Below are 25,548 nucleotides of genomic sequence, written 5' to 3'. Positions count from 1 at the left end.
AAGTCGTTCTGAGCATTCGGCAGAGAGTCGCCCGTGGATGTCGTTGTTTCCACGTCTTTCGGCGCGTTCCGGCGCCGGTGAATTGGACTAGAGTCCGGATGGTGCGGGAAACGTCGCTGGAGCTGCTGATGAGCCGGCCCGTCCAGGAGCGGGCGGACGCGGCGCGAAACCGGGAGAAGGTGCTGGCCGCGGCGGCGCGGCTGTTCGCCGAGAAGGGCGTGGACGCGGTCTCGATGGACGCCGTGGCGGCGGAGGCCGGGGTCGGCAAGGGCACGCTGTTCCGGCGTTTCGGTGACAAGTCGGGGCTGGCGGTGGCGCTGCTCGACGCCCGCGAGCGCGACCTCCAGCAGCGCATCCTGTCGGGGCCGCCGCCGCTCGGGCCGGGCGCGCCCGCCCGCGAGCGGCTGGTCGCGTTCGCGCGGGCCTACCTCGACTACCTCTTCGCCCACCTCGACCTGGTACGCATGTCGGAGACGGCCAGCCCGGGGGCGCGTTACCGGATCGGGGCGTACCGGTTCTGGCACCGCCACGTGGCGATCCTGCTGGCCGAGGCCAGGGGCGGCGACGCCGACGCCCTGGCGCACGCGCTGCTGGCGTCCATGCAGGCGGAGCTGGCGCAGGTGCTCCAGGACGAGTACGGCCGCGACCGCGCCGTCAGTGCCGTCACCACCCTGGCTACGGCACTGACCTAGGAGGAGGCGGTCACGCGCCGGCGGGCCTCGGGGACGATGAGCGGGGTGCCCGACTGCGGGTCCTGGATGATCTCGCAGCGCAGGTCGAACACCTCGTGCACCAGCTCGGACGTGACGATCTCCGTAGGATCGCCCTCGGCCACGATCTGGCCGCCCCGCATCACGATGAGGTGCGTGGCGTACCGGCACGCCTGGTTCAGGTCGTGCAGCACCGCCACCATGGTCCGCCCCTGCTCGTGCAGCTCCGCGCAGAGGTCCAGCACCTCGATCTGGTGGGAGATGTCGAGGAAGGTGGTGGGCTCGTCGAGCAGCAGGATCGGCGTCTCCTGGGCCAGCGCCATGGCCAGCCACACCCGCTGCCGCTGCCCGCCCGACAGCTCGTCCACGATCCGGTCCGCCAGCTCGGCCACGTCGGTGGCGCGCATGGCCTCCGACACGGCCGCCTCGTCGGCCTTCGACCACTGCCGCATCAGCTTCTGGTGCGGGTAGCGGCCGCGGGCCACCAGGTCGGCCACGGTGATCCCGTCGGGCACGATCGAGCTCTGCGGGAGCAGGCCGAGCCGCCGTGCCACCTCCTTCGACGGCAACGAGGTGATCACGCTGCCGTCCAGGTGGACGGCGCCGGTCCTGGGCTTGAGCATCCTGGCCAGGGCCCGCAGCAGGGTGGACTTGCCGCAGGCGTTCGGGCCGATGATCACGGTGAACGACTCGTCGGGGATCGTCACGCTCAGGTCCGTGGCCACCACGCGCTGGTCGTAGGCGAGGGTCAGCCCGGTGCCGGTCAGACGGGAGGTGGTGGCCATCAGTGGCGGTCCTTTCGGAGGAGCAGGACGAGATAGGTGCCGCCGATGGCGGCGGTCAGCACACCGACGGGGAGCTGGGTGGGGGCGAGCACGCGCTGCGCCGCCAGGTCGGCGGCGGTCAGCAGCACGGCGCCCATGAGGGCGGAGGAGGCCAGCGTCACGCCGGGGGAGCGGGTCAGCCGCCGGGCGAGCTGCGGCGCGGCCAGCGCGACGAAGATGACGGGCCCGGCGGCGGCCGTGGCGACCCCGGACAGCAGCACGCCGGCCGCGACGGCCGCCACGCGGACGACCTCGACCTTGATGCCCATGGCCTTGGCCGCGTCGTCGCCCATCTCGATCATCCGCATCGGCCGCGCGATGTACAGGCACAGCGGCAGCAGCACCAGCAGCGCCAGCGCCACGGGCCAGGCGTGGTCCCAGCCGCGCCCGCCGAGGCTGCCGGTGAGCCAGGCGCCCGCGCTGGCCGCGTCGTTGATGTTGGCGCGGGTCAGGATGTAGGAGTTGACGGCCACCAGCAGCGCGTTCGCCCCGATGCCGACCAGGACCAGCCGGTACCCCTGGACGCCGCCCCGGTAGGCCAGCAGGTACACCAGCACGGCCGTCACCAGGCATCCGGCCAGCGCGCCGCCGGCGATCGTCATGGCGGAGCCGCCCGCGACCACGGCGAGGATGCCGCCCGTGGACGCGCCGGCGGTGAAGCCGATGAAGTCGGGGCTGCCCAGCGGGTTCCTGGTCAGGCTCTGGAAGATGGCCCCGCTCAGGCCGAACGCGGCCCCGACCAGCAGCCCGGTGACCACGCGCGGGGCGCGCAGCTTGCCGACGATCAGCTCGGCGACGGGCGTGCCCTGCCCGAAGATGGCCGAGATGATGTCGGGCACGGGCACGGTGAACTCGCCCGTGGACAGCGCCGCCACGGTGACCAGGAAGCCGGCCACGACGAGGACGACGCTGACGAGCAGGGCGCGGGGTGCGAGCCGTACGGACCAGGAGCCGACGCGGACGTTCACAGCGCGGCCACCCGCTTCCGCCTGGCGAGCATGATGAAGATCGGCGCGCCGATCACCGCCCAGACGATGCCCACCTGCACCTCTCCCGGCCGGGCGATGAGCCGTCCGATCACGTCGGCGCCCAGCAGCAGGATGGGCGCGGCCAGCGCCGAGTACGGCAGCACCCACCGCTGGTCGGGCCCCACCAGGGCGCGCACGGCGTGCGGCACGATCAGCCCGACGAACACCAGCGGCCCGGCGGCGGCGGTGGCGGCGCCGCACAGCAGGGTGACGGCCACGCCGGTGAGGATCCGGGTCCTGTTCACGTTCACGCCGAGCGCCTTGCCCGCGTCCTCGCCGAGCGCCAGCATGTTGAGCGGCCTGGCCAGCAGCAGCCCGAGCACCAGCCCGGCGGCCATGAACGGCGCGAGCCGCACGAGCGTGTCGGCCGTCTGCCCGGCCAGCGAGCCGGTCAGCCAGAACCGCATCCGGTCGAAGGTCTGGGAGTCCGTGCGGAGGATGGCCGAGGAGATCGCCGTGCAGACCATGCCGAACGCGACTCCGGCCAGGGCCAGGCGTACCGGGCTGGAGCCGGCGCGGCCCGAGGAGGCCAGCGAGTAGACCGCGACGGAGGCCAGCGCGGCCCCGCCGAAGGCGAACCACACGTACACGACGGGGTCGGTGAGCCCGAAGATGCCGAGCGCCAGCGTGACGCCGAGCGCGGCGCCCTGGTCGATGCCCAGCAGGCCGGGGTCGGCCAGCGGGTTGCGGGTCAGGCTCTGCATGAGCGCGCCGGCCAGCCCGAGCGTGGCGCCCACGCCGAGGCCGAGCAGCGTGCGCGGGACGCGCAGCTCGCGGATGACCGTGTGGTCGTTGGAGCCGTCCGGCGCCAGGAACGCGTCGATCACCGTGCTGAACGACACCGAGCGGGCGCCCAGCGCCACGCTCGCCATGGCGACCAGCGCCAACAAGGCCACCGTGACGACCAGCCCGGCGACGAGCACCGAGGGGCGGCCCCTGGCCTGGCGTCCGCCGTCTTCCTGGCCCGCTCCGGCCGCGACCGTTACCTCAGCCGGGCGCACCCGACCCCCTCTCGTAGCAAGTCAAACTTAGGCAAGGCTAATCTAATGGCCTTGCAAGAAGGCAAGCCTAACCTTAGGAGTTGGAGATGTCGGGACCGGTACTTGCTCGCAGGGGTTTCCTGTCGGGCGCGGCAGGACTCGCGGCGGCCCTGGCACTGGCGGCCTGCGGTGACGGCGGGGCGGCCACGCAGGCGACCCCCGCGGCGCCGGCCTCCTCCGGCGCTCCCGCCCAGGGATCCTGGTCGTTCACCGACGACCGCGGCAAGAAGCTGGAGCAGCCCAAGGTCCCCACCAGAGTCGTCGCCCAGGTGGGCGCCGCGGCCGCCCTGTGGGACTTCGGCGTGCGCCCGATCGCCGTGTTCGGCCCGCACAAGCTGAAGGACGGCAGCAAGGACCCGCAGGTCGGCAACGTCGACATCACCAAGGTCACGGGCCTGGGCAACGTCTGGGACGAGTTCAACGTCGAGCAGTACATCGCGCTGCAGCCCGACCTCCTGGTCAGCAGCATGTACATCAACGGCACCCTCTGGTACGTGCCCGAGAAGTCCAAGGACACCATCGAGCAGGTCGCCCCCACCGCCGGCGTCATGCTCACCGGCAAGAGCGCCACCGAGGTGATCGGCACGTACGAGGAGCTGGCCAAGTCGCTCGGCGCGAGCATGGAGGGCGTGCCCGAGGCCAAGGCCCGCATGGAGGCGGCCACCAAGGAGCTCGCCCGGTTCAAGGACCTCAAGATCCTCCTGGCCTCGGGCGGCGCGGACGCGTTCTGGGTGGTCAACCCGCCGGAGTACCCGGACATCGTGCACATGGTGAACGCGGGCCTGAACGTCGTCACGCCCGCGAAGGTGGACGAGGGCGGCTTCTTCCAGACGCTGAGCTGGGAGAACGCCGACGAGTACGACGCCGATGTGATCCTCTACGACACGCGCACGCAGGCGCTCAAGCCCGAGGAGATGATGAAGAAGCCCACCTTCGCCAAGCTCCCCGCGGTCAAGGCCGGCCAGCTCTACCCGTGGTCGGCCGAGGCCCCCTTCAGCTACCAGGGATACGCCACCTTCCTGGAGGAGCTGGTGGCGAACCTGAAGAAGGCCCAGCCGCTCAAGTAGGGCCGCTCAAGCAGGACCGCTTCAATAGGCGCCCCGGACCTCGACGATCTCGGCGAGGGGGAACTCCAGGTAGTCGCCCGCCTCCTCGCACCAGGCGTCCAGCGCGCCGCCCTTGAGCTCGCCATGGCTGATCGTGGCGGTCAGCCCGTCGGTCAGCGTGATGCCGGCGCGCACGCCCCGGTCGACGACGAAGCCGAGCAGCGACTGCTGCGCCGTCGGCAGCCTGGTCGCCATCCTGCCGATGATCGCCCAGGTGCGCCCGTTCTTCTCGCCGTCCGCCCGGCCGGCGGCGACGAGGCGGCGGGCGTGCTCGTACGGGTCGGGCGGGGGCTCCAGCAGCATGTGGGGCGGTGCCTCGAACTCCGCCAGGCCGGGGAAGTCCGACAGCTCGGCCACCTGCCCGCCGGGCAGCAGGACGAGCTTGCCGGGTGCGCTCTCCTCGGCCCTGGCCCGGTGGATGGTGATCTCGCCGGTGTCGGCGACGGGCACGGGGGAGTAGCCGACCTCGCGCAGCGCCGCCAGCGTGCGATCGGCCGGCGCCGCGCTGACCAGCACCGTGGGGGCCAGCAGCCGCAGCCCCAGCCGGCCCAGCCGCCGGTGGGCGGCGATCTCGGCCAGCAGCGTCGGGTCGGTGGCCTGCACCACGCACCCGACCGTGCTCACCGTCACCTCGCCGTGCCTGCGGGCGGTGTCGCGGACCAGGTATTCGAGCGGCTGCGGGATGGTGCCCACCGCGGCCAGCTCGTCGAGCAGGTCGTCGGCCTCGTACCCCTGGTCGAGCGCCCGGCGCACGCTCGGCGTGTTGAAGCGCCACACCGAGGCCGCGCCGCGCGACTCGCGGTCGGCGCAGCGGTCGAGCAGCGCCGCCAGCTCCGCCGACGGCGGCCCCGTGACCACCGCGGTCAGGTCGGGCCCGAACAGCGCGCTCCTGCGCACGCTGGCCAGCGCCCTGGTGGCGGCCTCCGCCAGCATCGGGTCGTGCTCGACCATCGGGACGGCGTCGTCGTTCTCGTCTCCCGGCTTGGCCGTCAGCCCGGCCAGGGCGCGGCCGAGGTCGGTCAGCGTGTTGTTGGCCAGCAGGCCGAGCAGCCTGGCCTCGTCGAGCACGGCGGGCGCGCACTCGCGCAGCAGCGCCCGGTCGATCAGCGGCGCGTGCCAGTGGACGTTGCCGATCAGGCTGTCGCGGTCGGCGAAGGCCGTGCCCGAGGGCAGGTGGGCGAGCACCGACAGCACGGCCCTGCGCACCTGGGCGATCACGGGGCCGGCGGGGTCGTCGCCGAGCACGGTGCCGTACTTGCCGTCGATCTTGCGCAGCGACGAGCGCTCCATCCGCCACCAGGCCGCCAGCAGCACCCGCAGCCGGGCCGAGCCCTCGTCGAGCCGCCACCGGTCGAACCGCTCGGTGGGGATCATGCCGCCGGACGGCTCGTCCCAGGCCATCAGCCTGGCCACCGCGCAGATCTCGAGCAGCAGCCGCGTCTCGTCCTCGTCGCAGCCGGTCTCCTTGGCCATCCTGCGGACCTCGCGCACGCCCACGCCGCCGGTCTTGAGCAGCGGCAGCGGCGTCTTGGAGGTGTTGTCGAGCAGGGCCGCGCACCGTTCGACCACGTGCGGCGCGGCCAGCGTCATCAGGTGGTCGACCTCCTCGGGGTCGACCGGGATGGTGGCCAGCTCGGGCGCGTCGGGCAGGTAGGCCGGGTGGTAGCCGGAGCCGCGCAGGCAGATCGCCACCTCGCGGGGGATCTCGGCCTTGTGCCAGCTCGGCCGGAAGAGCAGGCCGTGGTCGGCGCACCACCGCTCGGGCGTGCCGGGGGTGACGAACCGGGCGCCGTCGACGGTGAGCGCGGGGCCGTCCCAGGCGAAGCCGTCGAGCAGCGGCACGGTGCCCTCGGGGGCGTGGCGCATCAGCGCCCTGACCCGGTCGGTGTCGCTGAGCGCCTCGATGACCCGGGTGATCATGCGGCGCTTGTTGCCCTGGACGGGCAGGCCGAGGTTGCGGGCGAGGGCGTGCAGCGCGTCGTTGCTGATGGACCAGGCGTTCAGGTAGTGGTCGAGGGGCTCGCCGAGGCTGAGCGGCGCTGTCCACCAGCGCGAGACGCCTTCGGCGAGGTGGATGACGCCGTCGTCGCCCGGCCAGGCCAGCGCGTGGTCGTAGAGGTGCTCCAGCCAGGGCGTCACCTCCTCCTCGGGGCTGCTGAGGAAGCGGGCGAGCGTGTCGGCGGTGGGGCGGGTCATGGCCAGGGCGGTCTCGGCGACCTGGAGGCAGGGCAACGGCAGGCGGCGCAGGGTCTCGATCACGGCGACGGCATTGCCGAGCCGCTGGGCCAGGGTGTCGAGGCGCCTGGGCCAGGGCGCGGCGATGGCGTCGGGCCTGTTGGCCAGGATGCGGCCAAGCCGGTCCTCGTCCAGTGTTCGCAGCCAGCCGAGCAGGTGATCTTCCATCTGTCAGCACTCTCATGGGGTCGCGCGCGGGACTCACCGTGAGCCATGACCATCCACGGTAATGCAGATCACCCCCGGTCAGGAGAGGACTGCCCAGACGATCTTTCCGTGAGGCGCGAGTGCGGACCAGCCCCAGCGGAGGCTGAGCGATTCGACGATGTGGAGTCCGAGGCCGCCGGTGTCAAGGGGCCCAGGGTATCGCAGCACCGGCACCGAGGAGCCTGGATCGGTGAAGGCGCTGGTCACCAGCGGCCCCCGGCGGACGAGGGACATCTGGACGGCGCGCTGGCGGCCCGGGCCGTCCAGGCACAGGCCGTGCCGCAGCGCGTTGGTGGCCAGCTCGGAGACCACCAGCTCCATGTTGTCGGCCAGCTCGCCGAGGCCCCAGCCGGTCAGCGCGCCCACGGTGAAGCTGCGGGCGGAATGGACCGAGGAGGCGGTGGGCGGGAGCACGAACGTGGCACTCGTGGACGGGCCGGGGACCAGCAGATCGCGGGCGGCCTCCGGCCACCAGCCGACGGGGGGCCACCAATCGAACGTGGTCCACTGGCCGGGTGCCGTGGTGGATTGCACGTGATCATTCTGCTGCAAACTCTCGTGCAGGTGCAAGAGCGAATGCACGTGCAGACAACTCGTGCAAGCGCTACGGTTTCCCTCAAATGGTCAATATGGGGGAAAGGGGATCTTGTCCGCGGCCCATGATCTTTCGGCCGTGAAGTGACAGACTGTAGGTGCATACTCCGCTACCCTGCGGTCGCCCGTACAAATGGGGCGTATCGCGGGTGCAACTTCGCTACGTGCGGTGGCGCCGCCGAGAACGGTGCGGCCCGCCGTGTTGCAAGGAAACGACCAAGGAGCAGCACGTGTCGATTGATCCGCCCGGGACCGGTTCAACCGTTCGGCGCATCATGCTGGGGGCGAGTCTCAGGCGCCTCCGTGAGGCCAGCGGGCTTGACCGGGCACAGGCCGGATTCCACATCCGGGCGTCCGAGTCCAAGATCAGCCGCATGGAGCTCGGCCGCGTCGGCTTCAAGACACGTGACGTGGAAGACCTGCTCACCCTGTACGGCGTCGTCGACGATGCCGAACGCCGTGCCCTGCTGGAGATGGTGCGCGAGGCCAACACCCCGGGGTGGTGGCACAAGTACTCGGCCGAACTGCCGTCGTGGTTCACGACGTACATCGGTTTGGAGGAGGCGGCCAGCGTGATCCGCACCTATGAGGTGCAGTTCGTGCCCGGCCTGCTGCAGACGGCCTCGTATGCGCGTTCGGTCTTCCAGCTTGGCAACCCCGATGCGAGTTCCGACAGAATCGAACGGCGCGTGCACCTGCGCATGCAGCGCCAGGAGCGCTTCACCCAGAAGGACGGACCCCGGCTGTGGGCCGTCATCGACGAGGCGGCGCTCAAGCGGACCATCGGCGGGCGGGAGGTCATGTCCGAGCAGCTCCAGCATCTGCTGGAAGTCGCTGCCCTTCCCAACATCACCCTCCAGGTGATGCCCTTCAGATTCGGCAAGCATGCCGCTGAGGGGGGCGCGTTCAGCATCTTGCGGTTTCCCGAGTCCGACTTGTCGGACGTTGTCTACGTCGAGCAGCTCTGGGGTGCCCTGTACCTGGACAAGCGTGAGGACATCGATCCGTATCTCACGGCCATGGAGCAGTTGTGCGTGGAGAGCACCACGCCAGGGGGCACCGTCGAGCTCATCGGCGGTCTTCTCAGAAAGATGTAGATGAACCAGACCTACAACGGCATGCCGGCGGCGGACCTGACCCAGGTCGCCTGGCGCAAGAGCCGCTACAGCAACTCGCAGGGCAACTGCGTCGAGCTCGCGGAGCTTCCCGACGGGGGCATCGCGGTGCGCAACTCGCGCTTCCCCGACGGCCCTGCCCTCATCTATACCCGCGACGAGATCCGGGCCCTGGTGCTCGGGGTGAAGGACGGAGAGTTCGACGGCCTGCTCGTGTAACAACATGTTCACACCGGCGCGCCCCGCGTAACGAGGGCGCGCCGGAGGTGTAACCGCCCTGCCTCGTCCTCCGGCGAGGATTCGGGTCATGCTCGACCAGATGACTCTGTATCCGATCGCCGACGACGTGCTGTTCGCGCCGGGCGGCAAGGTCGTGATCCGCACCTATGGCGTGGCGCCCGCCACCACTGGCGCCTCCGTCTCCTACCGCACCTGGGTGACCGGCATCCGGGACCAGCCCCGGTACTGGCACTGGGGCCACTTCGAGGACGCCGCGTCCGGGCACCGCAGGGTCCTGGAGTGGCTCACGGGACGGGGGCCCCAGCCTTCCCAAGTGCCCGCCTGATCGCTATCCTCTGAGCCAAGCAATCGCTTGGTAGTCAGAGGAGGCGTGGTGCGGCGCGCGATCCACCTGATCGAGGAGGTCGACTTCCGGCCGATGAACTCCAGGCGCCCGCTGGAGTACCTCACCTGGCTGACCCGCTACAAGCGCGAGGACGAGGAACGCGCCGCCCCGGAGCTCACCTCCGGCATGTCCATCAGATCGCGCGAGATCGACCTCGTCGGCGCCTTCTACGCGGTCGGCATCACCGGTCACCCCCAGTTCAAGGCCGTCACGCTGTGGGACTGCCACGGCGGCTGGGACGGCGGCTGGCGGCAGATGATGGAGATCTACCAGGGCGTGGACCAGCGGCTCTTCCTGTCCGACATCGACGACCTGCGCTTCTCGGCCTTCTCCCGGCCGCTCGGGGCCGCGCCCGGCTGCCCGCCGCTCGCCGAGGCGCCCGCCGCCGAGCTCTACCTCTTCGAGAGCGCCCGCGTACGCCCCGGGGCCGCGCTCGACTACCTGCACGCCGTCCGCACCGAACGCGCCCCGCTGCTCGCCGAGCACGGCCACACCCTCGTCGGCCTGTACGAGGTGCTCTTCTGCGACACCGAGGCGGTCACCGTCTGGGCCGTCTCCCTCGACGACCACCTGGCCACCCAGCGCGCCCGCGACGCGGCCCTCGGCCTCGACGACGAGGTCGAGCCGGATTCTCGGCTGTTGGACTGGGGAAAACGCGCCCGCGACTACCTTGAGGGCCGCTGGCGTGAGACGCTTCTGGCACCGTTCCCCGGCTGCCGCCTGGCACCTGGGAGCCCGCCGGGTTAGCGTCGGCTGCGGAGGTGGCCATGACGGACTCCTACCTGTACAACGGGCAGAGCCCAGACGACCACGTCGCCTCGTGCCCCGACTGCAGCGCCGCCATCGCGCTGCTCGACGAGCCGGAGACGGCCGTCGCGCCGCCCCCGTCGCTGCGCGAGGCCGTGATGTCCATGGCACGCCGGCGCCGCAGCCCGGCCCTGGTGCCCGTGGCGACGATCGCGGGCCCGTACGCCGAGCAGGTCGCGCTCATGGACGACCTGCTGACCGAGCTGAGCGCGCCCGACTGGGAGGCCCCGATCGCCCGGCACGGCACGGTCAGAGGCGTCGTCGAGCACCTGGCCGCCAACGACGCGACCGTGGCCAGGCTCATGGGCGTGGCCGGCACGGGCGTGACGACCATCGCCGCGCCGATCCACCGGCGCTGGCGCGAGCAGGCCGGATCCCTGCTCCAGCGCGTGTCGGGCAGCACCGAGGTGCTGCTGGACGTGGAGGTGGCCCTGGCCGGCACCAGCCCGACGCCGGCCCGCGCGCCGCTGCGCCAGGCCATGGTCCAGCGCACGTTCGAGACGTGGACGCACGCCGACGACATCCGGGCCGCCACCGACCGCTCCAGGGCCGCGCCCCGGCCCGAGCACGTGCGCATGATCGCCGAATTCGGCCTGGTCATGCTGCCGCACGCGATGAAGGGGCCGCGCCGCGACGTCTCCGCCACCGTCGTGCTGACCGGCCCCGGCGGCGGCACCTGGACGATCCCGCTCTCTCCCGCCTCCGACCACGTCGGCGTGCTCGTCTCGGCCGACGCCGTGGACTTCTGCCGCCTGCTGGCCAACCGGTGGCCGACCGACTGCTTCCCCTACGCCGCCGAGGGCGACCCCGTGCTCGCCCGCGACCTGATCCGCGCCGCCGCGACGCTGGGATGCGACTGATGAGCGACATGGACCTGTGCGCACGACTGACGGCCGGAGACCTCGACGCGCTGGCCGACGCCTACGACCAGCACGGCGCGTACGTGTACGGCGTCGCCGTCAAGGTCACCGGCAGCCAGGCGTACGCGGAGGAGGTCACCCAGGACGTGTTCACCGCGCTCTGGGAGCGGCCCCTGTCGTACGACCCCAGCCTGGGGTCGTTACGCGGCTGGCTGGTGAGCAGGGCCCTGCACGAGTCGGCCCTGCGCACGAAGGTCTAGCCTCTACACCTGGTTGACGGGGGCGTTCCAGGCCATGAGCACCGGCTCGGCGTGCTCGAAGCCGAGCCGCGAGTAGGTGCCCGTGTCCAGCTTCAGCAGCCTGCCGTCCTCGGGCGCCAGGCCCAGCCAGCGGGCGGCCAGCACGCGCAGGAAGTGCCCGTGCGCCACCAGCGCCACCCGCCCCCCGGCGCCCCTGGCCCGCTCGATCACCCGGTCGGCACGCGCGGCCACCTGGGCCGCGCTCTCGCCGGGATGCTCCGCGTCGCCGGGGATCACGCCGTCACGCCACAGGTACCACCCGGCCCTGGTCTCACGGATCTGCGGCGTGGTGATGCCCTCATAGCCGCCGTAGTCCCACTCCCACAGGTCTGCGTCCACCTCGTAACCGGTCAGCCCGGCCAGCTCCGCCGTGCGGCGGGCGCGCTGGGCGGGGGAGACCAGCACCAGGTCGAACGGCTCCTTGACCAGGGGCGCCAGGGCCCTGGCCTGCTCCTCGCCGTGCTCCGTCAAAGGCAGGTCGGTACGGCCGGTGTGTCTGCCCGCCTTGCTCCATTCGGTCTCACCGTGCCGGAGCAGCAGCATCTCGTTCATGTGTCCCATCATCGGGCACGGCCGGACCCGGCCTGAGGCCAGGTGGCCGCGCCCGGGCCGGCCCGGGCCCCGGACCCGGCGCGGGCCCTGGCCGGAGCCGGGGCGGGCGAGGGGCGGGCGAGGCGCGAGTCGGGGCGGGCAGGTCAGGGCGGGCAGGTCAGGTGGCCAGTTCCTCGACGACCGGCACGAAGGCGTCCAGGTCCCGCTCGTGGTGCAGCACGAAATACGAAATATCGTGCTCATCCCGCCAATAGCGGAGCTTGTCAACGATGTCGTGTCGCGTGCCCAGCAGCACCTGCGGCGTCTCGTCCAGCGCGGCGCTGTCGGCCGCGCTCCACGCCTCCTCCGCCTTCCGCTCGCCCGTCTGGATCACGCTGGTGCCCAGTTCGAGCCCCGCGTACCGCTCCCCGGCGGCCTCGCGCACGGCGGCGAGCTTGCCGAGCAGCGCCCGCACTCCTCCGTCCCGCAGGTCGGGCCCGCTCCCGTCGGGTCTGACCCGCATCCCGATGTTCACCACGTCGGCCTCCTCGGCCGCCAGCCGCAACATCCGGGCCCCGCCCGCGCCGATCACCAGCGGCGGCCGGGGCCGCTGGAGCGGCTTCGGCTGCTGGTCGAGCCCGGAGATCCGGTAGTGCCGCCCCTCGAAGCGGAACGGCCCCTCACCCCAGAGCCCCTTGAGCACGGCCAGGGCCTCCCGCAGCCGCTCGACCCGCACCCCCGGCGGCTCCAGCGCCAGCCCCGCGCCCGCGTAGTCGCCGGCCATCCACCCGGTCCCGATCCCGACCTCCAGCCGCCCGCCGGACAGCAGGTCGAGCGTGGCCGTCTCCTTGGCCAGCACGGCCGGGTGCCGGAAGTCGTTGGCGAACACCAGCGTGCCCACGCGCAGCCTGGTGGTGGCGCAGGCCGCGGCCGTGAGCGCGGCGATGGGCGCGAACCTCGGGCCGACGAGATGGTCGGGGACGAGCAGCACGTCGAACCCGGCCCCTTCCAGCCTCCTCGCCTTCTCCGCCCAGGCCTTCCCCGACCCGGCCTCCCGGACCACCGCCCCGAACCTGAACCGCCGCACGATCGCCTCCCACCAAGTGCTTGCTCGGGATCATAACCGCGCGGCACGGTCCTGCCGAAGGGGTGGGGCCGGGCGGGCGCGCACGAGTGGGGGGTGCCCGGGCCGCGGGTCTTACCAAGCGCTTGCTTTAGGTGCGAGACTGGGCGCATGGAGATCCCGGTGCGTCAGGCGACCGACGACGAGGCGGCCTTCTTCGCCGAGCACGGCTGGGTGCGGCTCGGGCGGCTGGTCCCGCCCGGTGCGGCCGCCGAGCTGCGCGAGCGGGCCACGGGTTACCTGGAGGCGCGCTCCAGGCGCCACGAGACGCTCGTCGACCAGGCGTTCGGCCAGTCCAGGGACATCGCGGCGGGCGACGAGGCGTTCGCCGCGCTGACGCTGAGCCCCGCGATGGGCCGCACCGCCGTCCGGCTGCTGCGCGGCGTGCGCGCGGTGCGGGTGCAGGTCACCAACCTGCTCGTCAAGGAGCCGGGCGAGCACGGCGCCACCGAGTTCCACCAGGACTTCCCGTGGATGCCGATGGACCGCTCCGCCATGCTCACCGTCTGGCTGGCGCTGTGTGACGTGCCGGCCGACATGGGGTCGCTGCGCTTCTACGACGGCTCGCACCGGTACGGCCTGCTCGGCCGCAGCTTCACCCGCCCCGGCGACGACCAGCTCACCCAGCACCCCTGGCTCAAGGAGCTGGAGGTGTCGCCGCCGCTCGACCTCAAGGCCGGCGACGCGACCGTGCACCACGCCCTGACCGTGCACGGCGCCCCCGCCAACCGCCGCGACACCCCGCGCCTGTCCTTCACCGCCACCTACTTCGACGCCGACGCCCTCTACACCGGCCTGCCGTACAAGCAGACCGACGGGCTCGGCCTGCAGGTGAACCGGCCGTTCGAGCACGAGAGGTTCCCGTGCCTGAAACCGTGAGAGGCCCGGTCGCCGACCTCGGGGCGACGCTCATGCACGAGCACGTCTTCGGGCTGAGCCCGGAGATCCTGTGGAACTGGCCGGACATCCCGGAGGGCTGGGACCTGGAGGCGCGGGCGCGCGAGGCGGCGGGCAAGCTCGACGCGCTCAAGGCGGCGGGCATCGACACCATCGTGGACCTCACCGTGGTGGGCCTGGGCAGGTACGTCCCGGCCGTCCAGCGGGTGGCCGAGCTGACCTCCGTGAACATCGTGGCCGCCACCGGCCTCTACACCTACGACGCGCTGCCGCCGTACTTCGCCAACCGGGGCCCCGGATCGTTGTTCGGCGGGCCGGACCGGCTGGCCGAGTTCTTCGTACGGGACCTCACCGAGGGCATCGGCCGCACCGGGGTCAAGGCGGCCGTCCTCAAGTGCGCCTCCGACCACCTCGGCCTGACCAAGGGCTGCGAGCGGGTGTTCAGGGCCGTCGCCGAGGCGCACCTGGAGACCGGGGCGCCGATCACGACCCACTCCCACAGCGCGTCCAGGGGCGGGCTCGACCAGCAGAAGCTCCTCGCCTCGCTGGGCGTGGACCTGGGGCGGGTGGTCATCGGGCACGCCGGTGACTCGACGGACGTGGCGTACCTGGAGGAGCTGGTCGCGAACGGCTCGTACCTGGGCATGGACCGGTTCGGCATCGAGACGATCAGCCCGTTCGAGGACCGGGTGGCGATCGTGGCGGAGCTGTGCGAGCGCGGGCACGCCGGGCGGATGGTGCTGAGTCACGACTCGTACTGCTTCAACGACCGCTTCGACGTCGCCGTCGTACGCGAGCGGCATCCCCGCTACCACCTGCTGCACATCTCCCGCGACGTGCTGCCCGCGCTGCGCGGCCGGGGCGTCACGGACGACCAGATCCACCAGATGCTCGTCGTCAACCCGCGGAGGATCTTCGCCCCATGACCGAGGACAGCATGACCGGGGACAGCACGACCCGGGACAGCACGACCCGGGACAGCACGACCGGCGACACCCTGGCCGAGGACTTCGACGTCGGCGCGGACTGGCACGTGGCCGCCCCCTACCCGTTCCTGGCCAGGCTGCGCGAGCAGGCGCCGGTGTTCAAGAGCGAGCATCTGGGCGCGTACGTGCTGACCCGCCACGCCGACGTGCGGGCCGCGTACGGCGACCCCCGCCGCTTCTCCTCCAAGGGCTCGCTGACGATCTCGCGCAGCCTCACCCGCGAGACGCGGGAGAAGCTGGGCGAGCACGGCTCGTTCCTGTCCAGCTTCGTGGCGAACGTGGACCCGCCCGACCACACGCGCCTGCGCCGGTCGGTGTCCAGGGCGTTCACGCCGCGCGCGGTGTCGGCCATGGAGCAGGAGTTCAGGCGGCTGAACGAGGAGCTGCTGGACCGGCTCTCGCCGAAGGGGCACGCGGACTTCGTCGGCGAGATCGGCCACGAGCCGTCGATCAAGCTGACCGCCCGCTTCATCGGCGTGCCGGAGGCGGACGAGGCGTTCGTGCAGGCGCGCGTCAAGGACTGGTTCCAGCTCTTCCTGTCCCCGCAGCCGCCGGCCCGGCAGCTGGAGCTGGCCGATGGCTTCCTGACCTACCTCGACTACGTGGACCGCCTGGTCGCCGCGCGGGCCAAGGACTCCCGCGACGACTTCACGTCCCTGATGACCTCGCTCATCGGCGAGGAGCTGACGCACCGCGAGGTGGTGGAGCTGATCTCCACGATCCTGCTCGGCGGCAACGACACCGTGCCCAACCAGCTCGGCAACACCGTCCTGCGGCTGCTGCGCGAGGGCGCCTGGCCGGTGCCGCCCGAGCTGGTCGCGAACGCCTCCGAGGAGTGCATGCGCATCGACGGGGCGTCCCTGGGCTCCTTCCGGTACGCGGCCGAGGACGTCGCCCTGCACGGCGTGACGATCCCGCGCGGAGCCCTCGTGCTGCTGTCCACCGACTCGGCCGCCCACGATGGGACGGTCTTCCCCGGCCCGGACCGGTTCGTGATCGACCGGCCGAACGCCGCCGAGCACCTGGTCTTCGGCTACGGCATCCACTTCTGCGTGGGCGCCGCGCTGGGCCGGCTGCAACTGCGCACGGCGCTGGAGGTGCTCGGCCGGCGGCTCCCGGGGCTGCGGCTCGCGCCCGGCCACGACGTCTCCTACCGCAGGTCGATCGTGGGCCGCGGCCTGACGTCCCTGATGGTGGAATGGTGAGCGGGCGCTTCGACGGCAAGGTGGCGCTCGTGACGGGCGCCGGCTCGGGCATCGGCGCCGCCTGCGCCGCCCGCCTGGCCGCCGAGGGGGCCTGCGTCGGGGCGCTCGACGTGCGCACGGCCGGCGCGCGGGCCACCGCCTCCGCCATCCGCGCCCGCGGCGGCACCGGGATGGCGCTGACCTGCGACGTCTCCGACGAGAAGCAGGTGGAGGAGGCGGTGGCGACGCTGGTGGCCTCCTTCGGCCGGGTGGACGTCCTGCACTCCAACGCCGCGGTGCTCGACCACGGCGTGTACGGGAGGGACCGCGAGCTGGAGACGCTCGACGTGGCCGTCTGGGACCGCACCATGGAGGTCAACCTGCGCGGCGCCATGCTCATGGTCAAGCACGCGGTGCCCGCCATGCCCGACGGGGGCGCCGTCGTCATCACGTCGTCGGTGTCCGCCCTGGTGGGGGACACGGTGCACGCGGCGTACGGAGCCTCCAAGGCGGCGCTGATCGGCTTCACCCGGTACGTGGCGACCATGTACGGCTCGCGCGGGATCCGCTGCAACGCGATCGCGCCCGCCCTCGTGCTCACCCCGGCCGCCGAGCGGGCCATGACGCCCGCGCAGCTCGCCGACAAGCAGGCCGAGCGGCTGCTGCCGTGGGCGTGCTCGATGGAGGACGTCGCCAACCTGGTGACGTTCCTGTGCTGCGACGAGTCCCGCTGCCTGACCGGCCAGACCCTGGTGATCGACTCGGGCACCCTCGCGCACCGGCCGCAGCACGCGGTTGAGCAGTGGCGCTCGCGGCCATAGGTTGCACCGGTGGACAATCGACGTGAGCCGGTGGCGGTGGGACTGATCGGGGCGGGGCCGTGGGCGCGGATGGCGCACGCGCCGATGCTGGCCAAGGGGCCGCACACGCGGCTGGCCGGGGTGTGGGCGCGCAGGCCGGAGGCCGCCGCCGAGCTGGGGGCGCCCGTGTTCGCGACGGTCGAGGAGTTGTTCGAGCACTGCGAGGCCGTGGCGTTCTGCGTGCCGCCCGCCGTACAGGCCGAGTACGCCGTGCGCGCCGCCCGCGCCGGCAAGGCGCTGCTGCTGGAGAAGCCGCTCGCCGACACCCTGGAGAACGCCGAGCGGGTGGCCGGGGCCGTCGCCGAGGCGGGCGTGGCGTCCCAGCTCGTGCTCACCCTCCGGTACGCCCCGCAGACGCGCGCGTTCCTCGAACGCTGCGCCGGGATCGACCCCGTCGGCGGCCACGCCGCGAACATCTCCGGCCTCCTCCTCGCCGACCACCCCTTCGCCACCCCCTGGCGGCACGCGCACGGCCCGCTCCTGGACGTCGGCCCGCACGTGATCGACCTCCTGGACGCCGCCCTGGGCCGTGTCACCGGCGTCCGCGCGCACGGCGACCCGCTCGGCTGGACGGGCCTGCTGCTCGACCACGAGGGCGGCGCCGTCAGCGAGGTGTCCCTGTGCATGACCGCCGCCGGCGACCCGCCCCCGCCCTCCTTCGCCGTGTACGGCCGCGCGGGCAGCGCCGTCCTGCCGCACTTCGACGACGACCCCCTGGAGACGGTCGCCGAGGAGTTCGCCAGGACCGTGCGCGACGGCGGCGGGCACCCTCTCGACGCCGCCCACGGCCTGCGGCTGCAGCGGATCATCGCCGCGGCGCAGGCTCAACTCGCCCCTTGACGCGGGCGGCATCTGGGGCATTGATAACGTTTGTCCGATGCGCAGAGCGCAGCGAAGTCCGGTGTGAGTCCGGCGCTGTCCCGCAACTGTCATAGCCAGGTCGCCTGCCTCCGCGCTGACGTCATCAACCCTCGTGGAAAAGGGTGATCCGTCGCTCTACGCGGGTCTCTCGGTTCCGAACAGTGTGAAAGGACTTCTCGTGAGGCCCGTACGCACGGCCTTCGCGGGCGCGCTGCTGGGAACGCTTCTCCTGGCCGGATGCGGCCAGGGCGGCGGCACCACCACAGCGTCCGCCCCCACCCCGGCTCCCGCCTCCCCCTCCGCCGCCGCAGGCTTCCCCGTCACCATCGAGGCGGGCAACGGCAAGGTCACCATCCCCAAGAAGCCCGAGCGGATCGTCTCGCTGTCGGCCACCCACACCGAGACGCTGTTCGCCATCGGTGCGGGCCCCCAGGTCGTCGCGGTCGACGACCAGTCCAACTTCCCGCCCGAGGCCCCCAAGACCGACCTGTCCGGCTTCAAGCCGAACGTCGAGGCCATCGTCGCCCAGAAGCCCGACCTCGTCATCGTCTCCGACGACCTCGACAAGGTCGTGGCCGAGCTGGGCAAGGTGAACGTGCCCGTCCTGCTCCAGCCGGCCGCCACGAAGCTCGACGAGGCGTACGAGGAGATCACCGAGCTCGGCGCCGCCACCGGCAACCAGGCCAAGGCCGACGAGGTCGTCTCCGGCATGAAGGCGGCCATCGACGAGCTGGCCGCGAAGGCGCCCAAGGACAAGCAGCTCACGTACTACCACGAGCTCGACACCACGCCGTACGCCGCCACGTCCAAGACCTTCCTCGGCCAGATCTACGGCCTGTTCGGCCTGACCAACATCGCCGACAAGGCGCCCGACGCGGCCGGCGGCTACCCCAAGCTGTCCGCCGAGTTCGTCGCCCAGGCCGACCCCGACCTGATCTTCCTGGCCGACGTCAAGTGCTGCCGGCAGAGCAAGGACACCCTGGCCGAGCGGCCCGGATGGCAGAACCTGTCCGCGATCAAGAACGACCAGGTGGTCCAGCTCGACGACGACATCGCCTCCCGGTGGGGGCCGCGGGTGGTCGACCTGGCCGAGGCCATCGGCGCCGCGGTCTCGAAGGCGGGCACGAGCTGACGTGGTGACACAGGCGGGCCCGTCCAGGGCCCGGCCCCTGTGGGTGGTGTGCGCGCTGGGCGTGCTGGCGGTCTCCATGATCGCCGCCCTGCTCGACGGGGCGGCCGACATCTCGCCCTGGCAGGTCGTGCTGCAGGTCGTGGACTGGCTGCCGTTCACCCACGTGGACTCGGGGCTGGCGCCCGTCGAGCAGGGGCTGCTGTTCGAGCTGCGGCTGCCGCGGGTGCTCGTCGCCGCCGTGGTCGGCGGGCTGCTGGCCATGGCCGGCGCCGGGTACCAGGGCGTCTTCCGCAACCCGCTCGCCGACCCGTACCTGCTGGGCGCCGCCGCCGGGGCCGGGCTCGCGGCGACCGCGGCCATCGTGCTGCTGCCGTCGGTGGCAGGGAGCATTCCGGTGGCGGCCTTCCTGGGGGCCGTGGGCGGGGTGTTCCTGGCGTACACGCTGGGCAACACCGCCGGGCGGGCCGGCGGCACCGCCACGCTGGTGCTGGCCGGGGTGGCGGTCACCTCGTTCCTGACCGCGATCCAGACGTTCGTCCAGCAGTTCAAGGTCGAGGAGCTGCAGCGCATCTACTCGTGGATCCTCGGCGACGTCGGCGGAGGGTGGGACCAGCTCTGGCTCGTCCTGCCGTACGCCGCCGTCTCCGCCGTGCTGCTCCTGCTGCACGGGCGCATGCTGGACGTGTTGTCCGTCGGCGACGAGGAGGCCACCAGCCTGGGCCTGCGGGCCGCCCGCGTGCGGCTCATGGTGCTGCTGGCCGCGTCGCTGGCCACCGCGGCGGCCGTGGCGGTGAGCGGGCTGATCGGGTTCGTCGGGATCGTGGTGCCGCACGTCGTGCGGCGCATCGCGGGCGGCTCGTACCGGATCGTGCTGCCGCTCTCGCTGATCGGCGGGGCGGCGTTCCTCGTGCTGGCCGACCTCGTGGCGCGCACCGTCATCGCGCCGGCCGAGCTGCCGATCGGCGTCGTGACCATGTTCGTGGGCGCGCCGTTCTTCGTGGCGGTCCTGCGCATGACCCGGCGGGCCGCCACATGATCAGCGCTCGCGGCCTGTCCGTGCGGCTCGGCGAGCGCGACGTGCTCGACGGCGTGGACCTCGAAGTGCGGCGCGGCGAGTGGGTGGGCGTCATCGGGCCCAACGGAGCCGGCAAGTCCACCCTGCTCAAGGCCCTCATGGGGCTGGTGGCGCACCGGGGCGGCGTCCTGCTCGACTCCCGCCCGTCCGGCGGGCTCAAGCCGCGCGAGCGGGCCAGGCTGCTGGCGTACGCGCCGCAGACGCCCGCCCTGCCGCCGGAGATGACGGTCTTCGACTACGCGCTGCTGGGGCGCACGCCGTACATCCCCTACCTGGGGCGCGAGAGCCGGCACGACCGCGAGGTGACGGAGTCCGTGATCGAGCGGCTGGACCTGACGGCGCTGGCCGGCCGCCACGTCGGCGAGCTGTCCGGCGGCGAGCGGCAGCGCGTCGTGCTCGCCAGGGCGCTCGCCCAGCAGGCCCCCGCGCTGCTGCTGGACGAGCCCACCACCGCCCTCGACCTCGGGCACCAGCAGCAGGTGCTGGAGCTGGTGGACCGGCTGCGGCGCACCGACGGGCTGACCGTCGTCACCACCCTGCACGACCTCACCGTCGCCGGCCTCTACGCCGACTCCCTGCTGCTCCTGACCGGCGGCCGGGCCGTCGCCTCCGGGGAGCCCGCCCAGGTGCTGACCGAGGAACTCGTGGGACGGCACTTCGACGCGCATGTGAAGATCGAGCCAGGGCCCGACGGGCGGCCCGTCGTGCACCTGGTGCGGGGAGGGTCGTGAAGCTCAGCTATCGCGTGGAGGAGGGGGCCCGGCTCGGGGCGTTGCTCTGGGAGTTCGGGCCCGGATGGCGGATGATCTCCTCGGCCATGCTCGGGGGCGGGATCGGGCCCCGGGAGTGGGTGCTGAACGCGCAGGTCGTGGCCGGGTACGCACGGATGGACCCGGTCGATCACCTGGTGTCCCTGGGGCCCCGGGAGGGGGCCGGGGTCGGGATGATGACGGCGGCCTCCGTGGATCGTTACGTGCGGGCCGCCGATGGGGGTGTTGAGGCGTACGCGACCGTGGGGCTGCGAGTGCCCACCTGGGCCGCCGCGCCCGAGGGACACGTGGATCCCGAGCTGGCGCCGATGCGGGTGGGGACGATCAACATCGTGGTCGTGCTGCCCGTGGCGATGACGGACGCGGCGCTGGTTAACGCGGTGATGACGGTCACGGAGGCCAAGACGCAGGCGCTCGTCGAGACGGGCTTCGCGGGCACGGGGACGGCTTCCGACGCTGTGTGCGTGGCCGTGCCCGTCGCGGGGGAGGAGGAGGTGTTCGGGGGGCCCCGGTCGGAGTGGGGGGCTCGGGCGGCGCGGGCTGTGCACGCGGCGGTCCGGCGCGGAGCCGAGTCGTGGCGGCCCCGTCACTTGAAGTGAGGCTGTTCGAGCAACCGGACGATGGGCACGGCTATGAGCTCGGCGACGGAAGTCTGATCGTCAGCCCTGCCCCCAGCCCGTCGCACCAGGAGGCGAAGCTCACGTTCGAGCCCGACGACGTGCTGCTCGCCGTGGAGGTGGTCAGCCCGGCGAGCAAGACCTTCGACAGAGCGCTCAAACCCCTGGTCCATGGCGCGGCGCGCATCCCGTCCTACTGGCGCGTCGAAATCGACGAAGGCCCGGCGCTCTATGTCCATGACCTCGACGGCGATTCCTGTCGAGGGCCACAGGTGCACGCGGCGGGGGTCACGCTCACCTTGAGCGTGCCCTTTCCCGTCGCCTTCGACCCGGCCGACCTCATCTGAGCCCGTAGTCCTCGGCCGCGCCCCGTGCCGAGACGCGTCCTGCGTCCAGGTCCGCCAGCACCGCCTCCCGATTCCGCTCAGCCGCGGGCCCCAGCCCGCCCCCGCCCGTCGTCTCCACGATGAACGCCTCCCCGGCCGCGAACCGCACGTTGTTCACCTTGGACGCCAGCCGCTCCACCGTCCCGTCCAGCCGCCGCCGGTAGAACCCGCCCAGCCGCCCCGGCAGCCCGCCCTCCCGGCCGGGAGGGGCCAGCCGGAGCCGGTCGCCGCGCGTCGTGACGTGGCAGTCCGCCAGGAAGCGGTACACCGTCCGCGACCCCAGCCCGCCCCGGTACCGGCCGGGGCCGCCCGAGTCGGGGATCGTCTCGATCGACTCCACGATCAGCGGGCAGCGGCTCTCCACCGGCTCCGCCTGCGGCACCGAGTTCCGCCCGACGCCGAAGTGCACGCCCGTCGCGTCCGGCCCGTCCAGGCCGCGGCGCGCGCCCACGCCGCCGAAGTCGTACGACAGGTGGATCCAGTACGGCGCCCCCACCGCCGAGATCGAGAACGGCTGCAGGATCCCGCTGGCCGCGATGGCGCGCTCGGGCACCGCGTCCGACAGCGCCTGGAAGACGGCCTCCATGGCGGCGTAGATGGGCACGTACCGGCCGCCGCAGGGGTGCGGGGAGCGGGCGTTGAGCAGCGAGCCCTCCGGGAGGTGCACGTCGATGGCGCGCAGGCAGCCGTCGTTCATGGGGATCGCCGGGTCGAGGAAGCACCGGATCGCGAACACGGCGGCGGCCAGCGACTGCGACGCCGAGGCGTTGATCGCGGCCGGCACCTGCGGGTCCGTGCCGGCGAAGTCCAGCGCCGCCGTGCCGTGGCCGAGCGTGACGGCCACGCGGACGTGGTGGCGGCGGTCCGGGTCGATCCCGTCGTCGTCGATCGGGTACGACGCCTCGAACCGGCCTTCGGGCAGCTCCGCCAGCGCCGCCCTGGTCCCGGCCTCCGTGTGGTCGAGGTAGCCGGCCACGCCCGCGGCCAGCCCGTGCTCGCCGTACTCGGCGATCAGGGACTCCATGCGGGCGGCCGCCACCGCCGTGCCGGCCACGAGGGCGCGCACGTCGCCCATGACCTTGTCCGGGGTGCGGCTGTTGGCCCTCAGGATCGCCTCGACCGCCGGTTCCAGGCCGGCGGCGGTGGCCAGGCGCACCGGGGGGAGCTGGAGGCCCTCCAGGAAGATGTCCGTGGCCAGCGGGGCCATCCCGCCTGCCGAGAGGCCGCCCAAGTCGGAGACGTGGATCATGGTGGCGGTGAAGTAGGCGGGAGAGCCCCGGACGAAGACGGGGCGGTAGACCAGCAGGTCGTTGGTGTGCACGCCGCCGCGGTAGGCGTCGTTGAGCGCGTACACCTCGCCGGGGCGCATGGTCTCCGGGGGGATGTCCTTGAGCAGTTCGGGGAGGGCGAGCTTGAGCGCCATGCTGTTCATCAGCGTGGTGGCCATGGAGTGGGCGATCAGGCGGCCACGGGCGTCCAGGACGGCCGCGGAGGCGTCGGAGCCCTCGACGATGAACGTCGAGTACGCCGAGCGCACCACCACGATGCCGGCCTCCTCAGCGGCCACGACCAGGGCGTTCCTGAGCACCTCGGCGGTCAGGGGGTCCGTGGTCATGGGGCGCTGCTCCTGGTGAGGTGGACGGCGTGGGCGGGGGTCAGGGCGGCGGTCCAGGCGGGCGGGACGACGGTCGTGGACTCGGGGTCCTCGATGACGGCAGGGCCGGGTGCGGCGCCGCCTGCCCGGGCGAGGCTCGCCCTGGTGTGGACGGGGACGTCGGTGTAGCCGCCGCACTCCGGGAAGTACGCCCTGCGCGTGCCGGGCTCGCCGGAAGGGGGAAGGGGCGGGCCGCTGCCGGGCGGGGCGCCGTCCGGTGGGGTGGTGACGCGGACGCGGTAGCTGACCAGCTCGATCTCGCCCCGCTGCGTGATCCCGTACACCTGCGCGTACCTGGTGAAGAAGCGCGACTCCAGGGTGGCGCGGTCGGCGGACCAGTCCACCGTCAGGTCGTGGGACTGGCCCTTGAAGCGGACGTCCACCGAGCGCAGCACCCGCACCCCCGGCGAGGTGAGCGGGACGCCGAGGTCGGCGGCGGCCTCCTCGGCGAGGGAGGTGAAGAGGGCCTCGGGGTCGGGGGCGTCGAGGCGCGACAGGACGCGTGAGGTGGACAGGGCTCCCGACAGCAGGCCCGCCGCCGAGGCCACCCCGCAGTGGGCGGGCACCACGACGGTCGCGATGCCGAAGCGTTCGGCGATCCGGGCCGCGTGCATGGGCCCCGCGCCGCCGAACGCCACGAGGGCGAAACCGCGGGGGTCGATGCCGCGCTGCACCGTGACCACGTGCACCGCCGCCGCCATCGAGGCGCTGACGATCTCGTGCACGGCGTACGCGGCCGCCTCCCGCGACACCCCCAGCGGCGAGGCCAGCCGGTCCAGCGCCTTGTCCGCCAGCGGCGGCGACAGCGGGATGGACGCGGAGGACAGGTAGCCGAGCACGAGGTTGGCGTCCGTGACGGTGGGCTCGGAGCCGCCGAGGCCGTAACAGGCGGGCCCTGGGGACGAGCCGGCCGAGCGCGGGCCGACGCGCAGCGCGCCCGCCTGGTCCAGCCAGGCGACGCTGCCCCCGCCCGCCCCCACCTCCGCCAGGTCGATGGCCGGGGTCTTGATGGGCACGCCGGTGCCGGCCCGCCGCCCGCCGAAGCTGCCCTTGCCGCCCACGTGGAACTCGTGCGTGATCTCCGGCCGGCCGCCGCGCACCACGCACGTCTTGGCGGTGGTGCCTCCCATGTCGAACGAGATCGCGTCCGGGAACCCGGCCCCCGCCGCCGCCAGCACCCCCGCCGCCGGGCCCGACTCGATCGTGGCCACGGCCCGTCTGGCGGCGAGCTCGGCCGAGATCACCCCGCCGCTGGACTCCATCACGTGGACGGGCGCGCGGATGCCGATCTCCGCCAGCCGCTCACCCAGCCGCGAGAGGTACGACGCCATCAGGGGGCCGATGTAGGCGGACATGATGGTGGTGGTGGCCCGCTCGTACTCCCGGATCTCGGGCCACACCTCGGAGGAGGTGACGACGGCGGGGATCGTCTCGCGCAGGATCCGCGCCACCTGGCGCTCGTGCGACGGGTTCGCGTACGCGTGCAGCAGGCACACCGCCGCCGACTCGATCCCGCGGTCGGCGATCGCGGCGGCCGCGCGGCGTACCGAAGCGGTGTCGAGGGGGGTCAGCACGGCGCCGCGGGCCGAGACGCGCTCGACCACCTCGAAGCAGTCGCCCGGCGCGACCGGGGGAGGCGGCGGGGTGAAGCGCAGGTCGTAGCGGTCCTCCTCGACGCGGGCGTACCGGCCGAGCGGGATGGTGGCGCGAAAGCCCTGGGTCGTGACGAAGGCGACCCGGGCGCCCTTGCGTTCGAGCACGGCGTTGGTCGCCAGAGTGGTCGCGTGCACCACCCGCGTGACCTGCGCCGGGTCCCGGCCGCCGAGCACGCGCGTAACGCCGGAGACGATGCCCGCGATGGGGTCGTAGTGGGTGCTCAGACATTTGGCCACGGAGATCGCTCCGGACGGGCCGCTCAGGACCACGTCGGTGAAGGTGCCGCCGACATCGACGCCGATCGCGTATCCCATTCAGGCACGTTATGTCCCCGAGCAAGCGCTTGTCTATCTGGTGGTCTATTGA

27 protein-coding genes are annotated in these 25,548 nt (G+C 72.6%); 18 read left to right on the top strand and 9 right to left on the bottom strand.

Translation table 11 applies throughout. From position 1 onward, the window contains the following. Window positions 1–98: 98 nt before the first annotated feature. Window positions 99–692 (top strand): TetR/AcrR family transcriptional regulator, encoded by a 594-nt coding sequence (locus tag HD597_RS34375; protein ID WP_253747392.1) that lies wholly within the window; start codon window positions 99–101, stop codon window positions 690–692. Here HD597_RS34375 and HD597_RS34370 read toward each other — a convergent pair. From HD597_RS34370 to HD597_RS34360, 3 genes are read right to left on the bottom strand one after another with little or no spacing between them, the layout of a single operon-like run. Further along, window positions 689–1,495 carry an ABC transporter ATP-binding protein gene (locus HD597_RS34370; RefSeq protein ID WP_253747390.1) on the bottom strand — a complete coding sequence of 269 codons (807 nt, stop codon included), beginning with the start codon at window positions 1,493–1,495 and terminating at the stop codon, window positions 689–691. The genes HD597_RS34375 and HD597_RS34370 overlap by 4 nt on opposite strands. Further along, window positions 1,495–2,502 (bottom strand): FecCD family ABC transporter permease, encoded by a 1,008-nt coding sequence (locus tag HD597_RS34365; RefSeq protein WP_253747388.1) that lies wholly within the window; start codon window positions 2,500–2,502, stop codon window positions 1,495–1,497. The genes HD597_RS34370 and HD597_RS34365 overlap by 1 nt, the downstream gene beginning before the upstream one ends. After that, window positions 2,499–3,563, bottom strand: coding sequence for a FecCD family ABC transporter permease (locus HD597_RS34360; RefSeq protein ID WP_253747386.1), 1,065 nt, complete (start codon window positions 3,561–3,563; stop codon window positions 2,499–2,501). Before HD597_RS34360 ends, HD597_RS34365 begins: the two co-directional genes overlap by 4 nt. Before the next feature lie 86 nt (window positions 3,564–3,649). Here HD597_RS34360 and HD597_RS34355 point away from each other — a divergent pair, with 86 nt between their 5' ends. After that, window positions 3,650–4,669 carry an ABC transporter substrate-binding protein gene (locus tag HD597_RS34355; RefSeq protein WP_253747385.1) on the top strand — a complete coding sequence of 340 codons (1,020 nt, stop codon included), beginning with the start codon at window positions 3,650–3,652 and terminating at the stop codon, window positions 4,667–4,669. A gap of 21 nt (window positions 4,670–4,690) precedes the next feature. On the opposite strand, the gene HD597_RS34350 is transcribed toward HD597_RS34355, so the two are convergent. Then, complete coding sequence (locus tag HD597_RS34350) at window positions 4,691–7,111, bottom strand: helicase-associated domain-containing protein (RefSeq protein WP_253747383.1); 2,421 nt, start codon at window positions 7,109–7,111, stop codon at window positions 4,691–4,693. A 78-nt stretch (window positions 7,112–7,189) separates the two neighbouring features. Then, window positions 7,190–7,684, bottom strand: coding sequence for an ATP-binding protein (locus tag HD597_RS34345; protein ID WP_253747381.1), 495 nt, complete (start codon window positions 7,682–7,684; stop codon window positions 7,190–7,192). Between the two features lie 290 nt (window positions 7,685–7,974). Here HD597_RS34345 and HD597_RS34340 point away from each other — a divergent pair, with 290 nt between their 5' ends. From HD597_RS34340 to HD597_RS34315, 6 genes are all read left to right on the top strand, one after another. Next, complete coding sequence (locus HD597_RS34340) at window positions 7,975–8,841, top strand: Sco1979 family transcriptional regulator (protein ID WP_504928479.1); 867 nt, start codon at window positions 7,975–7,977, stop codon at window positions 8,839–8,841. After that, the gene (locus HD597_RS34335) at window positions 8,842–9,078 is read left to right on the top strand and encodes a DUF397 domain-containing protein (RefSeq protein ID WP_043632079.1); all 237 of its coding nucleotides are present in this window, start codon (window positions 8,842–8,844) and stop codon (window positions 9,076–9,078) included. Between the two features lie 100 nt (window positions 9,079–9,178). Next, window positions 9,179–9,424: a 3'-5' exonuclease family protein gene (locus HD597_RS34330; protein ID WP_253747379.1), complete on the top strand. Its 246-nt coding sequence runs from the start codon at window positions 9,179–9,181 to the stop codon at window positions 9,422–9,424. Window positions 9,425–9,472: 48 nt separating this feature from the next. Then, a complete protein-coding gene (locus tag HD597_RS34325; RefSeq protein ID WP_253747377.1) occupies window positions 9,473–10,231 on the top strand; it encodes a hypothetical protein in 759 nt (252 codons plus the stop codon). 20 nt (window positions 10,232–10,251) lie between these two features. Continuing rightward, the gene (locus HD597_RS34320) at window positions 10,252–11,151 is read left to right on the top strand and encodes a maleylpyruvate isomerase family mycothiol-dependent enzyme (RefSeq protein ID WP_253747375.1); all 900 of its coding nucleotides are present in this window, start codon (window positions 10,252–10,254) and stop codon (window positions 11,149–11,151) included. Further along, window positions 11,151–11,411 (top strand): sigma factor, encoded by a 261-nt coding sequence (locus HD597_RS34315; RefSeq protein ID WP_253747373.1) that lies wholly within the window; start codon window positions 11,151–11,153, stop codon window positions 11,409–11,411. Before HD597_RS34320 ends, HD597_RS34315 begins: the two co-directional genes overlap by 1 nt. 3 nt (window positions 11,412–11,414) lie before the next feature. On the opposite strand, the gene HD597_RS34310 is transcribed toward HD597_RS34315, so the two are convergent. Both HD597_RS34310 and HD597_RS34305 read right to left on the bottom strand, forming a co-directional pair. Next, a complete protein-coding gene (locus HD597_RS34310; RefSeq protein WP_253747371.1) occupies window positions 11,415–12,002 on the bottom strand; it encodes a histidine phosphatase family protein in 588 nt (195 codons plus the stop codon). Between the two features lie 157 nt (window positions 12,003–12,159). Then, complete coding sequence (locus HD597_RS34305) at window positions 12,160–13,068, bottom strand: TIGR03621 family F420-dependent LLM class oxidoreductase (protein ID WP_253747369.1); 909 nt, start codon at window positions 13,066–13,068, stop codon at window positions 12,160–12,162. Between the two features lie 147 nt (window positions 13,069–13,215). Between HD597_RS34305 and HD597_RS34300 the strand changes: the two genes are divergently transcribed. The 10 genes from HD597_RS34300 (at window position 13,216) to HD597_RS34255 (ending at window position 21,833) form a co-directional block, all read left to right on the top strand. Continuing rightward, complete coding sequence (locus HD597_RS34300) at window positions 13,216–13,983, top strand: phytanoyl-CoA dioxygenase family protein (protein WP_253747367.1); 768 nt, start codon at window positions 13,216–13,218, stop codon at window positions 13,981–13,983. After that, window positions 13,968–14,927, top strand: a complete 960-nt coding sequence (locus tag HD597_RS34295) for a phosphotriesterase family protein (protein ID WP_253747365.1) — start codon at window positions 13,968–13,970, stop codon at window positions 14,925–14,927. The genes HD597_RS34300 and HD597_RS34295 overlap by 16 nt, the downstream gene beginning before the upstream one ends. Next, on the top strand, window positions 14,924–16,192 hold the full coding sequence (locus HD597_RS34290) for a cytochrome P450 (RefSeq protein ID WP_253747363.1): 1,269 nt from the start codon (window positions 14,924–14,926) through the stop codon (window positions 16,190–16,192). The genes HD597_RS34295 and HD597_RS34290 overlap by 4 nt, the downstream gene beginning before the upstream one ends. Further along, entirely contained in the window at window positions 16,186–16,992 is an 807-nt protein-coding gene (locus tag HD597_RS34285) for an SDR family NAD(P)-dependent oxidoreductase (protein ID WP_253747361.1), read from the top strand. The genes HD597_RS34290 and HD597_RS34285 overlap by 7 nt, the downstream gene beginning before the upstream one ends. 9 nt (window positions 16,993–17,001) lie before the next feature. After that, window positions 17,002–17,871: a Gfo/Idh/MocA family protein gene (locus HD597_RS34280; protein ID WP_253747359.1), complete on the top strand. Its 870-nt coding sequence runs from the start codon at window positions 17,002–17,004 to the stop codon at window positions 17,869–17,871. 199 nt (window positions 17,872–18,070) lie between these two features. Beyond that, window positions 18,071–19,024, top strand: a complete 954-nt coding sequence (locus HD597_RS34275) for an ABC transporter substrate-binding protein (RefSeq protein ID WP_253747357.1) — start codon at window positions 18,071–18,073, stop codon at window positions 19,022–19,024. 1 nt (window position 19,025) lies between these two features. Next, window positions 19,026–20,060 (top strand): FecCD family ABC transporter permease, encoded by a 1,035-nt coding sequence (locus HD597_RS34270; RefSeq protein ID WP_253747355.1) that lies wholly within the window; start codon window positions 19,026–19,028, stop codon window positions 20,058–20,060. Continuing rightward, the gene (locus tag HD597_RS34265; RefSeq protein ID WP_253747353.1) at window positions 20,057–20,830 is read left to right on the top strand and encodes an ABC transporter ATP-binding protein; all 774 of its coding nucleotides are present in this window, start codon (window positions 20,057–20,059) and stop codon (window positions 20,828–20,830) included. The genes HD597_RS34270 and HD597_RS34265 overlap by 4 nt, the downstream gene beginning before the upstream one ends. Beyond that, a complete protein-coding gene (locus HD597_RS34260) occupies window positions 20,827–21,468 on the top strand; it encodes an adenosylcobinamide amidohydrolase (protein WP_253747351.1) in 642 nt (213 codons plus the stop codon). The genes HD597_RS34265 and HD597_RS34260 overlap by 4 nt, the downstream gene beginning before the upstream one ends. Then, entirely contained in the window at window positions 21,465–21,833 is a 369-nt protein-coding gene (locus HD597_RS34255; protein WP_253747349.1) for a Uma2 family endonuclease, read from the top strand. Before HD597_RS34260 ends, HD597_RS34255 begins: the two co-directional genes overlap by 4 nt. Here the strand turns inward: HD597_RS34255 and HD597_RS34250 are convergent. Next, complete coding sequence (locus HD597_RS34250) at window positions 21,826–23,487, bottom strand: hydantoinase B/oxoprolinase family protein (protein ID WP_253747347.1); 1,662 nt, start codon at window positions 23,485–23,487, stop codon at window positions 21,826–21,828. The two genes, HD597_RS34255 and HD597_RS34250, sit on opposite strands and share 8 nt — an antisense overlap. Further along, window positions 23,484–25,496 (bottom strand): hydantoinase/oxoprolinase family protein, encoded by a 2,013-nt coding sequence (locus tag HD597_RS34245; protein ID WP_253747345.1) that lies wholly within the window; start codon window positions 25,494–25,496, stop codon window positions 23,484–23,486. Before HD597_RS34245 ends, HD597_RS34250 begins: the two co-directional genes overlap by 4 nt. Window positions 25,497–25,548: the final 52 nt, after the last annotated feature.

It is taken from the genome of Nonomuraea thailandensis (genome assembly GCF_024172165.1).
Taxonomy (GTDB): domain Bacteria; phylum Actinomycetota; class Actinomycetes; order Streptosporangiales; family Streptosporangiaceae; genus Nonomuraea; species Nonomuraea thailandensis.
This window is presented reverse-complemented; position numbering and strand designations above follow the sequence as displayed.

Excerpts from the sequence above, each read along its gene's own strand:
- HD597_RS34375 (WP_253747392.1), top strand. The coding sequence starts at position 99 with ATGGTGCGGGAAACGTCGCTGGAGCTGCTGATGAGCCGGCCCGTCCAG.
- HD597_RS34370 (WP_253747390.1), bottom strand. The coding sequence starts at position 1,495 with ATGGCCACCACCTCCCGTCTGACCGGCACCGGGCTGACCCTCGCCTAC.
- HD597_RS34355 (WP_253747385.1), top strand. The coding sequence starts at position 3,650 with ATGTCGGGACCGGTACTTGCTCGCAGGGGTTTCCTGTCGGGCGCGGCA.
- HD597_RS34350 (WP_253747383.1), bottom strand. The coding sequence starts at position 7,111 with ATGGAAGATCACCTGCTCGGCTGGCTGCGAACACTGGACGAGGACCGG.
- HD597_RS34335 (WP_043632079.1), top strand. The coding sequence starts at position 8,842 with ATGAACCAGACCTACAACGGCATGCCGGCGGCGGACCTGACCCAGGTC.
- HD597_RS34330 (WP_253747379.1), top strand. The coding sequence starts at position 9,179 with ATGACTCTGTATCCGATCGCCGACGACGTGCTGTTCGCGCCGGGCGGC.
- HD597_RS34320 (WP_253747375.1), top strand. The coding sequence starts at position 10,252 with ATGACGGACTCCTACCTGTACAACGGGCAGAGCCCAGACGACCACGTC.
- HD597_RS34315 (WP_253747373.1), top strand. The coding sequence starts at position 11,151 with ATGAGCGACATGGACCTGTGCGCACGACTGACGGCCGGAGACCTCGAC.
- HD597_RS34310 (WP_253747371.1), bottom strand. The coding sequence starts at position 12,002 with ATGAACGAGATGCTGCTGCTCCGGCACGGTGAGACCGAATGGAGCAAG.
- HD597_RS34300 (WP_253747367.1), top strand. The coding sequence starts at position 13,216 with ATGGAGATCCCGGTGCGTCAGGCGACCGACGACGAGGCGGCCTTCTTC.
- HD597_RS34290 (WP_253747363.1), top strand. The coding sequence starts at position 14,924 with ATGACCGAGGACAGCATGACCGGGGACAGCACGACCCGGGACAGCACG.
- HD597_RS34285 (WP_253747361.1), top strand. The coding sequence starts at position 16,186 with ATGGTGAGCGGGCGCTTCGACGGCAAGGTGGCGCTCGTGACGGGCGCC.
- HD597_RS34265 (WP_253747353.1), top strand. The coding sequence starts at position 20,057 with ATGATCAGCGCTCGCGGCCTGTCCGTGCGGCTCGGCGAGCGCGACGTG.
- HD597_RS34250 (WP_253747347.1), bottom strand. The coding sequence starts at position 23,487 with ATGACCACGGACCCCCTGACCGCCGAGGTGCTCAGGAACGCCCTGGTC.
- HD597_RS34245 (WP_253747345.1), bottom strand. The coding sequence starts at position 25,496 with ATGGGATACGCGATCGGCGTCGATGTCGGCGGCACCTTCACCGACGTG.